Source organism: Pseudomonas sp. S2_A10, assembly GCF_054668465.1.
The window spans coordinates 5,018,147-5,034,429 of sequence record NZ_CP162773.1; the positions used below are offsets into that span (position 1 = coordinate 5,018,147).

The 16,283-nt window shown below is 61.9% G+C and carries 8 protein-coding genes; all 8 read right to left on the bottom strand.

Annotation, left to right across the window (positions count from 1 at the left end; genetic code table 11):
- Positions 1-118: 118 nt before the first annotated feature.
- The 8 genes from AB4N41_RS22560 to AB4N41_RS22595 all read right to left on the bottom strand — a co-directional run bounded on the left by AB4N41_RS22560 (position 119) and on the right by AB4N41_RS22595 (position 16,217).
- Complete coding sequence (locus tag AB4N41_RS22560) at positions 119-1,972, bottom strand: polyurethane esterase (protein ID WP_252878177.1); 1,854 nt, start codon at positions 1,970-1,972, stop codon at positions 119-121.
- Positions 1,973-2,275: 303 nt separating this feature from the next.
- Positions 2,276-3,964: a polyurethane esterase gene (locus tag AB4N41_RS22565; RefSeq protein WP_252876360.1), complete on the bottom strand. Its 1,689-nt coding sequence runs from the start codon at positions 3,962-3,964 to the stop codon at positions 2,276-2,278.
- 57 nt (positions 3,965-4,021) lie between these two features.
- A complete protein-coding gene (locus tag AB4N41_RS22570) occupies positions 4,022-7,099 on the bottom strand; it encodes an autotransporter serine protease (protein ID WP_252876361.1) in 3,078 nt (1,025 codons plus the stop codon).
- A gap of 206 nt (positions 7,100-7,305) precedes the next feature.
- Positions 7,306-10,251, bottom strand: a complete 2,946-nt coding sequence (gene eprS / locus AB4N41_RS22575; protein WP_460138043.1) for an autotransporter serine peptidase EprS — start codon at positions 10,249-10,251, stop codon at positions 7,306-7,308.
- Positions 10,252-11,123: 872 nt separating this feature from the next.
- Positions 11,124-12,494, bottom strand: coding sequence for a TolC family outer membrane protein (locus tag AB4N41_RS22580; protein ID WP_252876363.1), 1,371 nt, complete (start codon positions 12,492-12,494; stop codon positions 11,124-11,126).
- Between the two features lie 2 nt (positions 12,495-12,496).
- Positions 12,497-13,846: an HlyD family type I secretion periplasmic adaptor subunit gene (locus tag AB4N41_RS22585; RefSeq protein WP_252876364.1), complete on the bottom strand. Its 1,350-nt coding sequence runs from the start codon at positions 13,844-13,846 to the stop codon at positions 12,497-12,499.
- Positions 13,843-15,615 (bottom strand): type I secretion system permease/ATPase, encoded by a 1,773-nt coding sequence (locus AB4N41_RS22590; RefSeq protein WP_252867671.1) that lies wholly within the window; start codon positions 15,613-15,615, stop codon positions 13,843-13,845. The genes AB4N41_RS22585 and AB4N41_RS22590 overlap by 4 nt, the downstream gene beginning before the upstream one ends.
- A 179-nt stretch (positions 15,616-15,794) precedes the next feature.
- Positions 15,795-16,217 carry an AprI/Inh family metalloprotease inhibitor gene (locus AB4N41_RS22595; RefSeq protein WP_435405961.1) on the bottom strand — a complete coding sequence of 141 codons (423 nt, stop codon included), beginning with the start codon at positions 16,215-16,217 and terminating at the stop codon, positions 15,795-15,797.
- Positions 16,218-16,283 lie beyond the last annotated feature (66 nt).

Below are 16,283 nucleotides of genomic sequence, written 5' to 3' on the forward strand. Positions count from 1 at the left end.
CGGGCTGCATTCCCACGCGGAGCGTGGGAACGATCACACACTGGATCTGCGTCGTTCACAAATCCCCTGTGGGAGCGAGCCTGCTCGCGAAGGGGCCGGCACAGGCCCCGCATCAACCTCAGGCGATAACCACCCCGTCGTCGCTCAAACTCCCCAGCGCCACCCCCACCAACGTCACCGAATCCCCACCAAATGTCAGCACGGTATCCTGCCCGACCGCCGACGCGTGGGCACGGAAATCATCCCCCGGCAACACACCCTGTACGCCGAGAAACACCAGTTTGTCATCGGCCGTATAGCCAACGACCCGATCCTGGCCGAACGCGCCGTGGAACAGAAACGTATCCGCCCCGCCGCCCGATTCCAGCAGGTCATTGCCAGCGCCGCCGACAAACACATCATTGCCCGCGCCGCCGAGCAAATGATCATTGCCCTCCAGGCCAAACAGCCAATCGCCGCCCGCATGTGCCTTGAGCATGTCATTGGCAGCCGTGCCTTTTACGCTCGATTCATAAGCGGTGAGGTTGCTGCCGACTTTCAGCCCCGTGGCCGTGACGCTGTGCAACACGTCGTCCTTGAACACGCCCCAGAGAAACCCCGGCTCTTTGCTGACAATGCTGCCGATGTCGCGGGTAATGCAGATCCCGCCGTTGGCATCGCGGATGTACAGGTTGCCGGCACCGTCGTTGGCGAAATCAAAGTTCTTCACTGTTTGCTGCAAGTCGAGCGTGTTGTTGCCCTGCCCGCCCAGAATGACGTTGTAGCCGCCGTTGTCGCGGAAGCTATCGTTGCCGGCGCCGCCCTCCAGATAGTCGTTGCCGCTGCCGCCCTGAATCAGGTCACTGCCGTCACTGCCAATAATGAACGTGCTGCCCTTGTGGGTTTCGGCGTTACGGTTGAGGTCCTGTACCCAAGTGTTGGCCCGCGCCGGGTCGGACAGGTTCGCGACGATGATCGTCGAGTCGCGGCTGGTCAGGTCGTAGAACTTCGACTCCAGCACGCGGGGCATGCCGTCGCCGTAGCCAGTGGGCAGGTGCGAAATCCAGGTCGGGACATTCAGTATCGAATACGGCAGCACGTTCCAGGCGTTCGAGGCGTAGTGATCGTTGAAGCTGACGAGGTTGTCGGTGGTGGATGTGTGCGGCGCATCGTGCACACCCACCGAGGCACTGCTGAAGGTCGAACCGTCGAGGGCACGAAACACCGGGTCGTTTTCGTAGCCGATATTCAGCACCTTGTCGCCGCTGCTCTGGGTCGGCGAGGCGTAGGCGATGTAGTTGGAATCGGCGAAAAATCCGCCCCACTTGCCACCGCTCAGGTCGGCCATGCTGTTCACCGCCAGACCGCCCAGGCTGTGGCCGCTGACCAGTACGTCCTTGCCGCTGAGGCCGTTGGCCCGGGCGAATGCGACGACATCGTTGAGCAGATTGCCGAAAGCTTCGCCGACGTAGTTTTTTGCGTAATCGGCCGGGCCGAACGCCGCGAGCAGATCGTTGATCACGTCGCCAATCGAATCACCAATGAGAATTTCGCGCGGACCGCTGGTGCCGCGAAAGGCGATCCCCAGTTCGGTGAGGTGACCCTGGGCATCGTACTTGCCGAGGATTTCCACCTGCGCGCTGGTGTAGCCGGCCTTCTCGCCGAAGAACGTCCCGCGTGCATCGGTCTTGCCGTCGTAGCCCAATTGCGCAGCGGTGATGGGCGTCCAGCCGGCCTTTTGCACCGCATCGAGGGCGAGTTTTTCCGAGTCGGGATTCCACGGGATACCGGGGATCACCCCTTGCGAATCGGTGCCGCCAATCAGTGCGGTGACCAGCGTCGCCGGCAGGCCAAGGCCGAAGCCGTTGTGCTGATAACCGGCGGCGAAGCCGTTATCGAGGTTGTGATAGGAATACAGCGTGATCGCCATGGCATCACTGAACAGCGCCTTGGAATCGGCTGTGCCGAAGTTCTTGTAGTCGTATACACCCATTGCCATTGCCTCTCTTGTTGTTGGAATTATCAGAGATAGCTCACAGCCAGAGCGCGGGGCTCTGGAGCATTCGTTACATCTTGCACATCCTCTGTAGGAGCTGCCGAAGGCTGCGATCTTGTGGGACGCAGAGCGTCCCCGGCTACATTCCCACGCAGAGCGTGGGAACGATCATGTGTACGCCGCACCTGTGGGAGCGAGCCTGCTCGCGAAGGCGGCAGCACATTCAACATCACAATCGCCTGACCTACCGTTTTCGCGAGCAGGCTCGCTCCCACAATGAGATCTCCTGCACCTTCGGAATCAGGCAAAGACGAAACTCGAGTCCGTCAGGTCAGTCACGCCGACGCCAATCAGCGTCACGGCAAAATCGCCGACCTTCAGCACGGTATCAGCGCCGGACTGCGCGGCATGCTGCTTGTAGTCATAACCCTGTCCCGCGCCCGCGACGCCCATGAACAGCAGTTTGTCGCTGCCTTGATAACCATTGATCGCATCGAAACCAAACGCGCCGCTGAACAGGAAGGTGTTGCCGCCACCCACCGCCGTCATCACGTCGTTGCCGGCGCCACCCACAAAAGTCACCTGCGACTTGTCGCTGATCAGTTGATCATCGCCACCAAGGCCAAACAGCCAGTCGCCATCGGCCGTGGCATGCAGGGCATTGCCGTAGCCATCACCGCTGAGCGAATGGTTGTACTGGGTCAGTTCGCTGCCGTTGCTCAGGCCCTTGGCGGTGACGCCCCAGGTGATTTCCTTGCTGCCCCACCACGAACCGGCCTCTTTACTGACCAGCGCGCCGATGTCACGGGTCAGGCTGATGCCGCCGTAGGCGTCGCGCACGTACAGCGTGCCGTCGCCGTCGTTGGCGAAGCTGAAGTTCTGTAACGGCTTTTGCAGTTCTAAGGTGTTATGGCCCTGGCCGCCAAAAATGACGTTGTAACCGCCGTCATCGCGGAAACGATCATCGCCGCCCAGTCCTTCAAGAAAGTCGTTACCCGCCCCGCCCTTGAGCCAGTCGCTGCTCTGCGTGCCGATGATGAAAGTGCTGCCGCTGTGCGGCTCGCCGCTGCGGCCCAGGTCCTCGACCCAGGTCTTGCTCCGCGATGCCTCTTCGAGATTGGCGACGATGATCGTCGAGTCGCGCTCGGTCAGATCGTAGAACGCCGAATCGATCACCCGATTCAAGCCATCGGCGTAGCCCAGTGAACTGTGCGCCGACCAGTTCAGCGGGTTGGCGATGCTGAACGGCACCAGGTTCTGCGCCGTGGAAGCGTAGTTATCGGTGAAGTTGACGAGGTTGTCGGTGGTCGATTCGTGCGGCTTGTCGTGCTTGCCCATCGACGCCGTGCTGAACGTGGTGCCGTCGAGCACGCGAAATACCGGATCGTTCTCGAAACCGATGTTGAGCACTTGGGGGCCGGAGCTGCTCTGGGTCGGCGAGGCGAAGGCGATGTAATTGGCATCCTTGTAGAAGCCGCCCCAGTTGTCCGCGCTCAATTCAGCAACGCTATTAACCCCAAGCCCGCCGAGGCTGTGGCCGCTGATCAGCACATCGTTGGCGGCAATGCCGTTGGCGATCGCGAAATCGGCGACGGCGTTGAGCAGATTGTCGAACGCGTTTTTCGCGTAGTTGCTCGCGTAATCCGACGGCCCGACCGCGGCGAGCAGATTGTTTTTCAGATCACCGAAAGTGTCGCTGTAACCCAGCCCGCCGGTGCCGCGAAAGGCAATGCCAAGGCCGATCAACTTGCCAGCGGCGTCGTACTTGCCGAGCACTTCGGCCTCGGCGCTGGTGAAGCCATCCTGTTCCCCGAAGAACGTGCCTTGCACGCCGACCTTGCCCTGATAGCCCAGCGCCGTCGCCGTGACCGGTGCCCACGCCGTGGCCGGCAATGGTTTGCCGGTGGGCGTGTAGGCATACAGCGTCAGTGCGATGGCGTCGCTGTACACCCCTTTGCCGTCGGCATTTTTGTAATCGAACAATCCCATGTGCAGCGCTCCTTTTCCTTGAAAAACCGGCAGCCCAGAAGCGCTGCCGGTTACGCCTCAGAACTGCCAGTCGAGGGTCAGACCGACGCCGTGATCCTTCTCGTTCGAGCCGATCAGGCCGTTGTAGTCGAGGTTGACCCGCACGTCGCGATTGAGCGCCAGCCCGGCGCGCACTCCGACCACGGCAGCGTCACGATCCATCGACACGCTCTGCACGGTGAACGCGCTATTGCCGTTGGCGAAGGCCAGATGGCTGTCGGCATCGACGCTGCTCAGGTTGTGCTGCCAGCCGAGACTGGCGCCCAGTTCCAACTGATGCTTGTCCGACACAGCGAAGCTGCGCTTGGCGCGCACGCCGAGGGTCGACAGCACCACGTCGCGGTTGTCTTCACCACCCTTGAGCGCGGCAGCGTCACCCTTCTCGGTGAAGCTGTCGGTGTTGAGGTGCACGTAGGACAGATTGGCGAACGGCTCCAGGTTCATCGGTTGCAGGCCCAGATCGTATGCGGCCTCGGTGAACACTTGCGCGGTGGTCGCGTCACGTTTGGTTTTCTGTTTGCCGCTGACGTCGCCGAACTGCAGATCACGTTTGACGTCGATGCGATGCCAGCTGTAGGCGCCGCCGACGGTCAGGCGCAACGCGTCGATTTCATGGCCCAGATACGCACCCAAGTGGTAGCTGTCGACCGACGCCGACGAATGCGTGCCGCTGCCCATGCTCAACGAACTGTCGCTGTAACCGGTGACGAAACCGAGACGGGTATCTTCAGCAATCAGACCGTCGACACCGGCCAGCAGCCCACCGATGGAGCTGTTGGAATCGGCATTGTCGTGTCCGCCGTCACTCTCGCCCCACGAGCCGAGGACCTTGACCCAGACGTTGCTGCGCTCATCAGTCGGCGCATCGGCGTTGAACAGATCACGCTCACGCAGGCGCTCGCCGACGGCTTCGCGCAGGTAGCGGCTGTCGTTGATCAGCAGCGTGCCGATGGCCGGGTGAATCTCGCCGGACAACTGTTGAAAGGCCTGCTGCGCCGACGCCGCGTTGGGCGACAGCAACAGGGTTTCGAACAGCGCATTGCCCGCCCCCAGACGTTCGGCAGCCGCACCAACGGCGCGCTGGTTCGGCGTCAGACCGACGCTGGCGAACGATGCCTCATTGCGTCCCACCGCCAGCTGAATGCCGCCCGCCGAGTAATCCAGTGTTCCGCCAAGGAAGGCGTAATTCGGCAAGACCTGACCGAAGCGCCCTTCAATGCCACCTGCCGCTTGCAGGATGTTGTAGCGGGTGCCGAGCAGGCTTTGCACTTCGCCGGTGCTGAGCAAGGTCGGGCTGTTTTCCAGCGACAGGCTCACCGTGGCACCGTCGATGATGGCTTTGCCGCCCGCAACGATCTGATCGCTGCTGGTTGGCGACAGCTCTACGGCGTAGGTCGAACCCGGCGCGAAGGTCACGTCACCGGCGACGTTCAAGGTGCCGATGGAGTTGCCCGGCGCCACCGTACCGCCGCTGTTCACTGCCAGCGCGCCGATGCGGCCATTGCCGCCGAGGATGCCGCCATTGTTGACAGTGACCGCCGATTGCAGCGAACCGTTGATGGCCAGTCGACCCTGATTGACCAGGGTCGGGCCGCTGTAAGTGTTATTGCCGGTCAGCACCAGGGTGCCGATGCCTTGCTTGGTCAGACCGCCGTGGCCGCCGATGTCGTTGCGCCAGGTGTCGAGGCCGCACGTGATATCGATGCACACGCGTTCGGTGGGTTTGCCCTGATCGATGATCGCACCGATGCCCGGCAAGTCAGCCACGAACTGGCCGGACCCGTAAGCGCCCTGCACGCGGAATTCTTCGGGAATGTCCTGCTCGGTCACGAACATCGCCGGGCCGTCGATGGCCTTGCGCAGGTTGATCATGCCCCAACCGTACAAGGCGTCGATGCCCGGCGCACCGAGGTCGGTCGCAGTGGTGCGCAACACGCTGGCGACCTGGTCGCCGCTCATGTACGGAAAACGCTCCATCAGTACGGCAATGGAACCAGCGACATGCGGCGCCGCCATCGAGGTGCCGTTGTAGTTGGCGTAGCTGGTGGTCAGGTTGCCGGCGTTGGTGCCTTCGATGATCGAGCTATAAATCTTGGTGCCCGGCGCCGAGACGCAGTAACTCGCCGTATAGCCGCAGCGCGAGGAGAACGTGCTGATCACGTACGGATTGGCGCTGGCGGTGTCCGGGTTCTGCTGCAACGCGGCGACGGTGATCCAGTTCGGCGCGATGTCCGGGACGAAATAACCCAGGCCGGCAATGGCGTCGGGATTGTTCAGGTTGTAATCGTTGCCGGCGGCAAAAATGGTGACGATGCCGCTGCGAGCGGCGGCGATGGCGCCGTCGTAAGCGCCGCCGGGTTTGGTGCCGAGCAGCGTGCGGATTTCGTTGAATTGCAATTGCGCGTCGTTGACGGTGAAGTGCGGATACGCCGGATCGCGGCCGCCGAGGTCGAAGCGGTCGGTGATGCCGATGCCCCAGCTGTTGTTGATGATCCGCGCCCCGCTGGCGATCAGCGCATCCCAACCGGCCTTGTACACCGCGCCGTCGTTGCCGCGCACGATGCCGTCTTCCGGGCCTGGGTCGCCGTTATCGGCGCTGATGATCTGCGCACCGAATGCAACACCGTGCATCACCCCGCCGTCGCGACTGCCCGCCGCGATGCCGCCGACGTGCGTGCCATGGGCGCCGAGCTTGCCGTTGGAGCCGACCGAGGGTGAACCGTCATAGAGGAACGCATCGCCGGCCTTTACCGGGATGTAAGGGTCGGTGTATTCGCGAATGCCGCTGGTGACCAGGGTGACGACTTTGTTACTGCCAGAGAACTCCGGATGCGCGGCGTAGACCGGCTGATCGAAGATGCCCAGTTTCACGCCTTTGCCGGTGTAGCCGGCGGCGTAGGCGTAATCCGCGCCGATCGCACCCAAGCCCCAGTCAGCCTTGAATTCATTGCTGCGCCAGCTCGACGGGTCGCCGCTGCGGCCGTTCTCAACGTAAGGCGCTGCCTGCGCCATCGCACTGGCACAGAGCATGGCGACTGTCAGGGTTTTCAGGGCAAAGCGGCCACCCGATTGCGCGGGGGTATTATTGTTATCCATCCACGACCTTCCTTAGTGATGTTGCGAAAAATCCGGTTGCCTTGATCGTTCCCACGCTCCGCGTGGGAATGCAGCCCGGGACGCTCCCACGCAGAGCGTGGGAACGATCAATTCCCTTGCTGCACGTGGGAACGATCAGGTTTTGCGACTGCTGCGCAGTCGAGCGGGGATAAATCCCCTCGCCACGGTGACTCACACACATGCAATCAGAACTGCCAGTTCAGACTCAGGCCAACGCCATGCAACTTCTCGCGGCTGGCCAGTTGGCCGTTGTAATCGAGGTTGACCCGCACGTCCTTACTCAAGGCCAGACTGGCCTGCACGCCGACCAGTGCGGCATCGCGTACCAGCGCTGAGCTCTCCACGGAATACGGCGTGCCGCCGCTGGCAAAACGCAAATGCTGCTCCGATTCGATATCGCTGAGGCTGTGCTGCCAGCCGAGACGGGCGCTGACGTCCAGCGCTTGCTGGTTCGAAAGGTCGAAGGTTTTGCTCGCCCGTACGCCCAGAGTGCTCAGCGCCACATCGCGCTGATCGCCCGAGCTTTTCAGCGCAGCGGCATCGCCCTTTTCGGTGAAGCCTTCGGTGTCCAGATGCAGGTAGGTCAGGTTGGCGAACGGTTCCAGCGCCAGCGCTTGCAGCTGCAAGCGATACGCCGCTTCGCCGAAGACTTGGGTGGTGGTCGCGTCAACTTTGGCTTTCTGCTTGGCGCTGACCTCGTCGTATTGCAGATCGCGCTTCACATCGCCGCGATGCCAGCTGTAGGCCGCGCCAGTGCTCAAGCGCCAGGCGCCGAGGTCGTGTGCGGCGTAAGTGCCGAGGTGATAGCTGTCGACTTTCGCCGAAGAATGCGTGCCCGAGCCCATGCTCAAGGAGCTGTCGCTGTAACCGGTGACCAGACCGATTCGGGTCTGCTCGTCCAACGCGCCGTCGACACCGGCCAGCAGGCCGCCGATCGAGGTGTTGTAGCCGGCCGTGTCGTGGCCCGAATCGGTACTGCCCCATGCGCCGAGGGCTTTGATCCAGCCATTGCTGCGGGTCGCCGAGTCATCGTGCAGCCGCTCGCCGACCGCATCACGCAACTGGCGGCTGTCGTTGATCAGCATTGTCCCCAGCGCGGGATAAATCTCGCCGCTCAGTTGCTGGAAGGCCTGCTGGGCCGAGGCCTGAGTCGGTGCACGAAGCACGCTTTCGTAAACCGAATTGCCGGCGCCCAGACCTTCGACTGCCGCCGCCACCGAACGCTGGTTCGGCGTTTGCCCGACGCTGGCGAAGCTTGTGGCATTGCGCTGGATATTCAGCTGGATGCCGCTTGCGGCGTAGTCGAGGGCGCCGCCGATGAACAGGTAGTTCGGCACTACTGCAGCGAACTGCCCCTGCACGCCGCCGGCCGCTTGCAGGATGTTGTACTGGCGACCAAGCAGGCTTTGCGCTTCGGCGCTGCTGAGCAAGGTCGGGCTGTTTTCCAGCGCCAGGCTGACGCTGGCGCCGCTGACGGTTGCCGTGCCACCGGCAACGATGCGGTCACTGCTGGTGGGCGATAGCTCGACGGCGTAAGTCGAGCCCGGGGCGAGTGTCACATCACCAGCGACGTTCAAGGTGCCGATGGAATTGCCCGGTGCAACCCGGCCGCCGCTGTTGGCGGTCAACGCGCCGATGCGTCCGGAGCCGCCGAGGGTGCCGCTGTCGTTGACGGTGACCGCTGAGGTCAGCGAACCGTTGACGGTCAGCAGACCGCCGTTGACGGTAGTCGGACCGCGATAGGTGTTTGCGCCACTGAGCAGCAATTGCCCGGCGCCGGACTTGATCAGGCTGCCCTCATACACCCGGTTTGCCGCTGCCGCATCACGCAGCATGCCGATGGCGTAATCGGTCTGGTCCTGCTGACTGGCGCCGGCCGGGACACCGTTCTCCCAGCCCTTGTCCTGTAGGGTTTGCTGCCAGGCGCTGTGCTCGGCGAGGTCTTCGCGCTGGCGCTGGAGCAGCGCCTTGTCAGAGATGTCATTGCTCCAGACATCGCGCTGCCCTGCCCCCAGATTCGCGTCGAACGCACCGAGCAATTGCCCCGGCCCGCGCATTGCCCGGTTGAGGTTGGCGACGCCCCAGCCGACCCGCTCGTTCGGTGCGTCTGTGACCGAGCCATCGAGCTGGGTGGCGGTGGTCAGCAGCACCTCGAGCGCCTGCTGATTGTTCATGTACGGATAGCGTTCCATCACCAGCGCCAGGGCGCCGGTCGCGTGCGGCGCCGCCATCGAAGTACCGGACTTGATCGCGTAACCGCCGCCGGGGATGGTGCTGTCGATCTTCGCCCCAGGTGTGGTGATGCACCAGTATTTGGCGATGCCGCACTGGTTGTATTTCTGCTGATTGCTCTGATCGAGCCCGGACACCGCCAGCCAGTGACCTTCCAGATCCGGCTGAAAGTACGGCAGCGCCGAACGTACGCTGGCATTCGGGTAGCCGCTGTTGCCGGCGCTGAAGACATTGATCACGCCGCGCCGGGAAACATCGGCAGCGGCGTCGAGCCAGGTGCCCTTGTTCCAGTGCTGTGCGTAGGCGGCATGCAGATCCGCGAGGGTGCGGTAACTGACATCCGGCGGCTGACTGCCCCAACTGTTGTTGATCGCCCGCACCCCGGCATCGGCGAGGCTGTCGTAGACCGCTTTGAAATAACGCGGATCAGGGCCGGGGCCGAAGAGGAAACTGTCGTTCTTGTTGGTGTTGCCGACGTAGATTTGCGCGTTGTACGCCACCCCGTGCATGCCGCTGCCGTCACGGGCGGCGCCCATGGTGCCGACCACGTGGGTGCCGTGGGAATCGTTGTTGGGGTTGAGCGTGCCGTCGACGTTGAACACTGAGCCATCGACGTAGCTGCCGCTGGCGGTTACCGGGTGATAACGGTCGGCGGAGAATTCGGGGTGCGCGGCATCGAAACCGGAATCGAGCGCGCCGATTTTCACGCCCTTGCCGGTGATGCCGGCTGCGTAGGCCTGATCGGCCTGCATGCGTTCCAGGCCCCAGTCGCGCAAGAACTCGGCGCTGCGCCAACTGGCCGGATTGCCGGGCTGGCCGGGTTCCAGGTATTGCGCCTGCGTTGCCGAGGTCACCAGCAATAGCGTGCCGAGCGAAATCGGCTTGATGCGTACGTCCATGGTCATCATTCTCGTTTTTGTTGTTTTGTTCAGGGCTGATAGCGATGTCGCCTGTTCCCCTCACCCCAGCCCTCTCCCCGAGGAGAGGGAGCCGATTTGTGTTGATGTCAAAACCTGCGGCCTGCTCGGTCGCTCAAGTCGATGCAGCTATCGCAGGCCACTCGGTCAGTCCCCTCTCCCTCTGGGAGGGTCAGGGTGAGGGCTGTTGCGCGACCACAAATGCTTCGTCCACCCGCACCAGATCCTGCTCATTAACGTCTCGGTGCAAAGCCTCAGATCCTGCGGTGTCGCCCGTTTCCCTCACCCCAGCCCTCTCCCAAAGGGAGAGGGAGCCGACCGTGTTGTCTTCAGTTATTCAGCGACCTGGAAAACCAGTCGATTACGGATTCAGCACAGCTCGTTCAAATCGGTGCATCTCGCCAATCTCCCCGGATCGGTCCCCTCTCCCTCTGGGAGAGGGTTAGGGTGAGGGCTGTTGCGCGACCACAAATGCTTCGTCCACCCGCGCCAAATCCTGCTCATTAACGTCTCGGTGCAAAGCCTCAGATCCTGCGGTGTCGCCCGTTCCCCTCACCCCAGCCCTCTCCCAAAGGGAGAGGGAGCCGACCGTGTTGTCTTCAGTTATTCAGCGACCTGGAAAACCAGTCGATTACGGATTCAGCACAGCTCGTTCAAATCGGTGCATCTCGCCAATCTCCCCGGATCGGTCCCCTCACCCCAGCCCTCTCCCAAAGGGGGAGGGAGCCGACCGTGTTGTCTTCAGTTATTCAGCGACCTGGAAAACCAGTCGATTACGGATTCAGCACAGCTCGTTCAAGTCGGTGCATCTCGCCAATCTCCCCGGATCGGTCCCCTCTCCCCCTGGGAGAGGGTTAGGGTGAGGGCTGTTGCGCGACCATAAATGCTTCGTCCACCCGCGCCAGATCCTGCTCATTCAGCGTCCCGGCGTAGTAATGCAATTTGGTCCAGGCCATCAGGTAGTCGTAGCGTGCCTGGGCCAAATCCCGGCGGGTGGTGAACAGTTGCTGCTCGGCGTTCAACGCATCGAGATTGGTGCGTTCGCCGCCCAGAATGCTTTGTCGGGTCGAGACCACCAGTGCTTCCGCCGACTTCAAAGCCTTCTGATAAGCACGCAATTTGCTCACTCCGGACAGGCACGCGCTGAACTGTCGGCGCAGTTCGATCAGGGTTTCGCGGGTTTTGCCATCCAGTTCGTATTCGGCCTGTTCCATGGTGCGGCTGGCCTGACGTGTGGAGGCCGACACCCCGCCGCCGGCGTACAGCGGCACGCTGACTTCCAGGCCGATGGTGTTGGTTTCGTAGCGCTGGTTATAGGTGTTGCCGCTTTCGGACTCGTTGTCGCGCATCGAGGCATAGGCGCTTACTTTCGGCAGATGTCCGGCGCGGTTGCGTTCGACTTCATAGCGCGCCACTTCCACGGCCTGACGCTGCGAAGCGAGGTTCGGGTTGTTGCTGATCGCCAGTTCATGCCAGGTGTCGAAGTTGGCCGGTTGCAGGGTGAAGGTCTGGAATTGCTGACCAAGCGGCGCCAGATCACCGATATCCACCGCCGGCACGCCCACCAGCGCACCCAGCTCACGCAAGGCGGCATCCTGCTCGTTGCGCGCTTCGATTTCCTCGGCAGTCGCCAGCTCATAGCGCGACTCGGCTTCGAGAATATCGGTGCGCGTGCCCTCGCCCTGCTTAAACATGTGTTCGTTCTGCTGGAACTGCTGCTCGTAGGCCTTTTTCTTCGCCTGGGCGATGTCGATCTGGTCCTGGGCGAACAAGGCTTTGGTGTAGTTATCCAGCACTCGCACCAACAGTTCCTGACTCTTGCCGCGAAAGGCTTCGTCGGCAAACAACGACTGCGCCACGCCTTTGCGATACGCCGCGTAAGCTTCGTAATCAAGCAGCGGTTGCTGCACCGTCAGCGCCGAGCCGTAACTGTTGTAGTTGCGCTCATCGGTGCGGTTGCGCGCGCGATCATCCAGAGACGTAGCCTTGGACGAGTTGCGGCCCTTGTTGTAGGTGTAGCCGATCCGTGGCAGCAACCCGGCGCGGCCAATCGCGCGGTTTTCCAGGCCAGCATCGCGCTCCTTGATTGCACCGAGAAACACCGGATCGTTGCGCAATGCCTGCTCGTAGATCTCAAACGGCCCCATGGCCGCGACTGCCGAGTGACTCGCGAGCAGCGTGATTGCGGCCCCCAGCATGCAAAGCTTTTTCATACAGCCGAACATCCTTATTCCTCGGTCAACGCAGAACCGGCGCGATCGAGCAGCGGTTTGAACAAATAGTTGAGGAGTGAACGCTCACCGGTGCGCACGAACATTTCCGCCGGCATACCGGGCTTGATCACCAGGCCGTTGAGCTTTTCCATGGCCTGATCGCTGACGCTGCTGCGCAACACGTAATACGGCACGCCGGTTTTCTCATCGACCATCTGGTCGGCGGAGATCAGGCTGACTTCGCCGGGCACGCGCGGGGTTTTGCTCTGGTTGAACGCGGTAAACAGAATGTCCACCGGCAAATGCGTGCCGACCTTGTCGATCAGGTTGATCGGCAAATGCCCTTCCACTTCCAGGGTGGTGCCTTGCGGAACGATCTCCAGCAGGGTTTCGCCCTGACGCACCACAGCGCCTTCGGTGTGCACGCCGAGGTTGACTGCCACGCCATCGGCGGTGGCGAGGATCTCGCTGTGTTGCAGGTCGAAACCGGCGGAGGTCAATTGCTCGGACAGGGTTACGCTTTTCAACTGCGCATCGGCCAGTTGCGTACGCACTTCCTTCTGGTATTCCTCGCCGTGCTGCTGCAACTTCAGGCGCGATTCAAGGATGCCCTGCTCCACGCGCCCGCTTTCACCGGTGTTTTCCGCCAGTTGCTGCTGCACTTGCGACAGTTGCCGCTGGTAGTCCATCAAGCGGTTGCGCGGGATGTAGCCGTTGTCGGCCAGCGGTTGCAGGTTGCTCAGTTGTTGTTGCAGGGAACTGGCCTGGGCATTGAGGTCGCTGCGGGCGCGGCGCATGCCGGCCAGTTGTGCGGTGGCGCCTTCGATATTGGCGCGCAGTGCCGCTTGTTCCCGGGAGAACGCTTCGCGGCGGCTGCTGAACAGTTGCCGCTGGCCTTCCAGCACCAGCGCCAGGCGCGGGTCCGGGTCGTTGCTCAGCTCGGCCGGAAAGGTCACTTGCTTGAGGTTGTCGCGCTCGGCTTGCCAACGCGCGAGGCTGGCCCAAGCCATGCGGTACTGCGCCTGCAGCGATTGCACGTCGGCGGCGACCTGCGTCTGATCAAGGCGGAACAACGGCTGGCCCTGCTTCACGATCTCGCCTTCGCGCACCAGAATCCGGCTGACCACGCCGCTGCTCATCGACTGCACGGCCTTGCGCTTGCCCGAGACCACCACGGTGCCCTGCACCGGAATGCCCTGATCCAGCGGCGCCAGTGCCGCCCAGGTGAAGAAACTGCCAGCGCCGACGATGGCCAGAATCCAGCCCATGCGCGCGAAGAATTTCGCATCGCGCTCCGGGCGCTCGGTGAGGTAGGCGTGTTCCATGGTCGCTTCGTTTTCAGTGTTCATGCTGGCGCTGCTCATACACCCGAATTCCTTGTCGAGGGCTGATACTGCCGGCTCATGCTGAGCCCGCCCGGTGTTTGTGCGGCTTTTTCGCGTTGCTGTTCGTGCTGGCCGGAAAGTGCCTTGAGCACATCCTGACTCGGGCCGAACGCCTGCAAGCGGCCATCGTTGAGCACGAGCAATTTGTCAGCCTGAGCCAATACCGAAGAACGGTGCGTGACCAGAATCACCGTGGTGCCTTGCGCCTTGAGTTGCGCAATGGCGCTGGCCAGTGCGGCTTCGCCGACGGTGTCGAGGTTGGAATTGGGTTCATCGAGCACCACCAGACTCGGCGTGCCATATAGCGCGCGGGCCAGGGCCACGCGCTGTTTCTGGCCACCGGACAAGCCGCTGCCGTCCTCGCCCAGTTGCGTGTCGTAACCTTGCGGCAGGCGCAGGATCATCTCGTGGACACCGGCCTGTTGCGCGGCGGTGACGACTTTTTGCGGGTCGGCTTCGCTGAATCGTGCAATGTTTTCGGCAATGGAGCCGCTGAACAGCTCGATGTCTTGCGGCAAATAACCAATGTACGGGCCGAGCTGATCACGGTTCCAGCGGTGGATATCAGCGCCGTCGAGGCGCACCGTGCCGCCCAGAACCGGCCACACGCCGACCAGCACTCGAGCCAGCGTCGACTTGCCGGAACCAGACGCGCCGAGCACGCCGAGCACTTCGCCAGCACTCAGATTGAAATTGACCATGTGCAAAGTGGCCGCACGCTGCCCCGGCGGGCCGGCGCTGACTTGTTCGAAGCTGATCTGGCCTTTCGGTGCCGGCAGTGCCATCGCCTCGTCGCTAGGCGGAAACGCCTGCAACAGCGCATCAAGGCGCCGGTAAGCCAGCTTCGCCCCGCTCCACTGCTTCCAAACGGCGATCAACTGATCGATCGGGCTCAGTACGCGACCCATCAGGATCGAACCGGCGATCATCATCCCCGCAGTCATGTCGCCCTTGATCACCAGCAACGCGCCCAGGCCCAGCACCAACGATTGCAGGCACAGGCGCAGGGTCTTGCTCAGCGAACTGATCACCGCACCGGTGTCGCTGGCCTGGTTCTGCAAGCCGAGGAAGCGCGAATGCACCCCGAACCAGCGCTTGCGCAGCGAGCCGAGCATGCCCATCGCCTGAATGGTTTCGGCGTTGTGCAAGTGACTGGTAGCCAACTGACTCGACTGCTGGGAAAAACCGGCGGCTTCGCCCAGCGGTTTTTTGGTCATGTATTCGTTGAGGCAGGCCAGTGCGATCAGCAGCAACGCGCCTGCCGTGGCCAGCACGCCAAGCCAGACGTTGAACAGGTAAATGACAAACAGATAGACCGGGAACCACGGCGCATCGAAGAAGGCGAACAGCGCCGGGCCGGTGACGAACTGGCGGATGTGGGTCAGGTCGCCCAGCGACTGCCCGGCGTTACCCTCACCCTTGAACAGGTTGCGCTCGAACGCGGCCTGATAGACGCGCAGATTGAAGCGCCGCTCCAATTGGCTGCCGATGCGGATGACGATAAAGCTGCGGATCACTTCCAGCAGGCCGATGAAGGCGAAGAACCCGACCACCATCAACGACAGCATCGCCAGAGTGGTTTCGTTCTGTGACGACAGCACCCGATCGTAAACTTGCAGCATGTAGATCGACGGCACCAGCATCAGCACGTTGATCAACGCGGTGAAACAACCGACGCTGATCAGAATGCTTTTATAGTCGCCCAATGCCTTGATTAACGGAGCGGCCGGAGACTTCGCCATCTTCATTGATTCTTCCTGAGTTCATAGTCTCGTCGGTGCGGACGAGCATTCCATTGATATTTCGCGTACCTGCCAAAGATCATTTGCAAGTAGTGCTTACAATTTCATAACAAGTTGATCGGCTTCGCGGTTATAACGCTCAGTTATTTCAGTACATCAACTTCGCGCAACTACCCAGCCACCGCTTAGTGCCCGACGCGTTCGAGCAAGATAAGCAATTGCGAACTCAACCTGCTTGTGTAAGAGCCATCCCCCCGGCGGCTGAAAAAGGCGATTTTCGAACCCTCCTTGCCAGTGATGGCAATGCCATCGGGTTCTGGAAACCAGCCAATCGGGGCTTCGCTCAACCACGCGCCCAGACAATCGGCGCCCTCGCCCAAGGTCTTGTCTGGCGCAAGATCGACAACGCATGTGTTCGACGGCTTGTCTTGCAACGACCGCGTTTCGGGTGTGTCGTGGTGACCGGTCAATGTGGCCTGCCAGCGCCCGGCGAATGCCGAGGGTTCTTCGAGTCTGAGGCTGCTTGCCATGCTTGTCGCTCCGGTCATCATCAGCGTGACTGCCATCAGCCATGCCATCGTCGTGTCAGTTAAAACGTATCGAGTCATAGGAAATTTCACTTCCGCTCGTAGCCTTGCTCGGGGATCAGGCCGATGCAAGCGAAGAAAGCGACG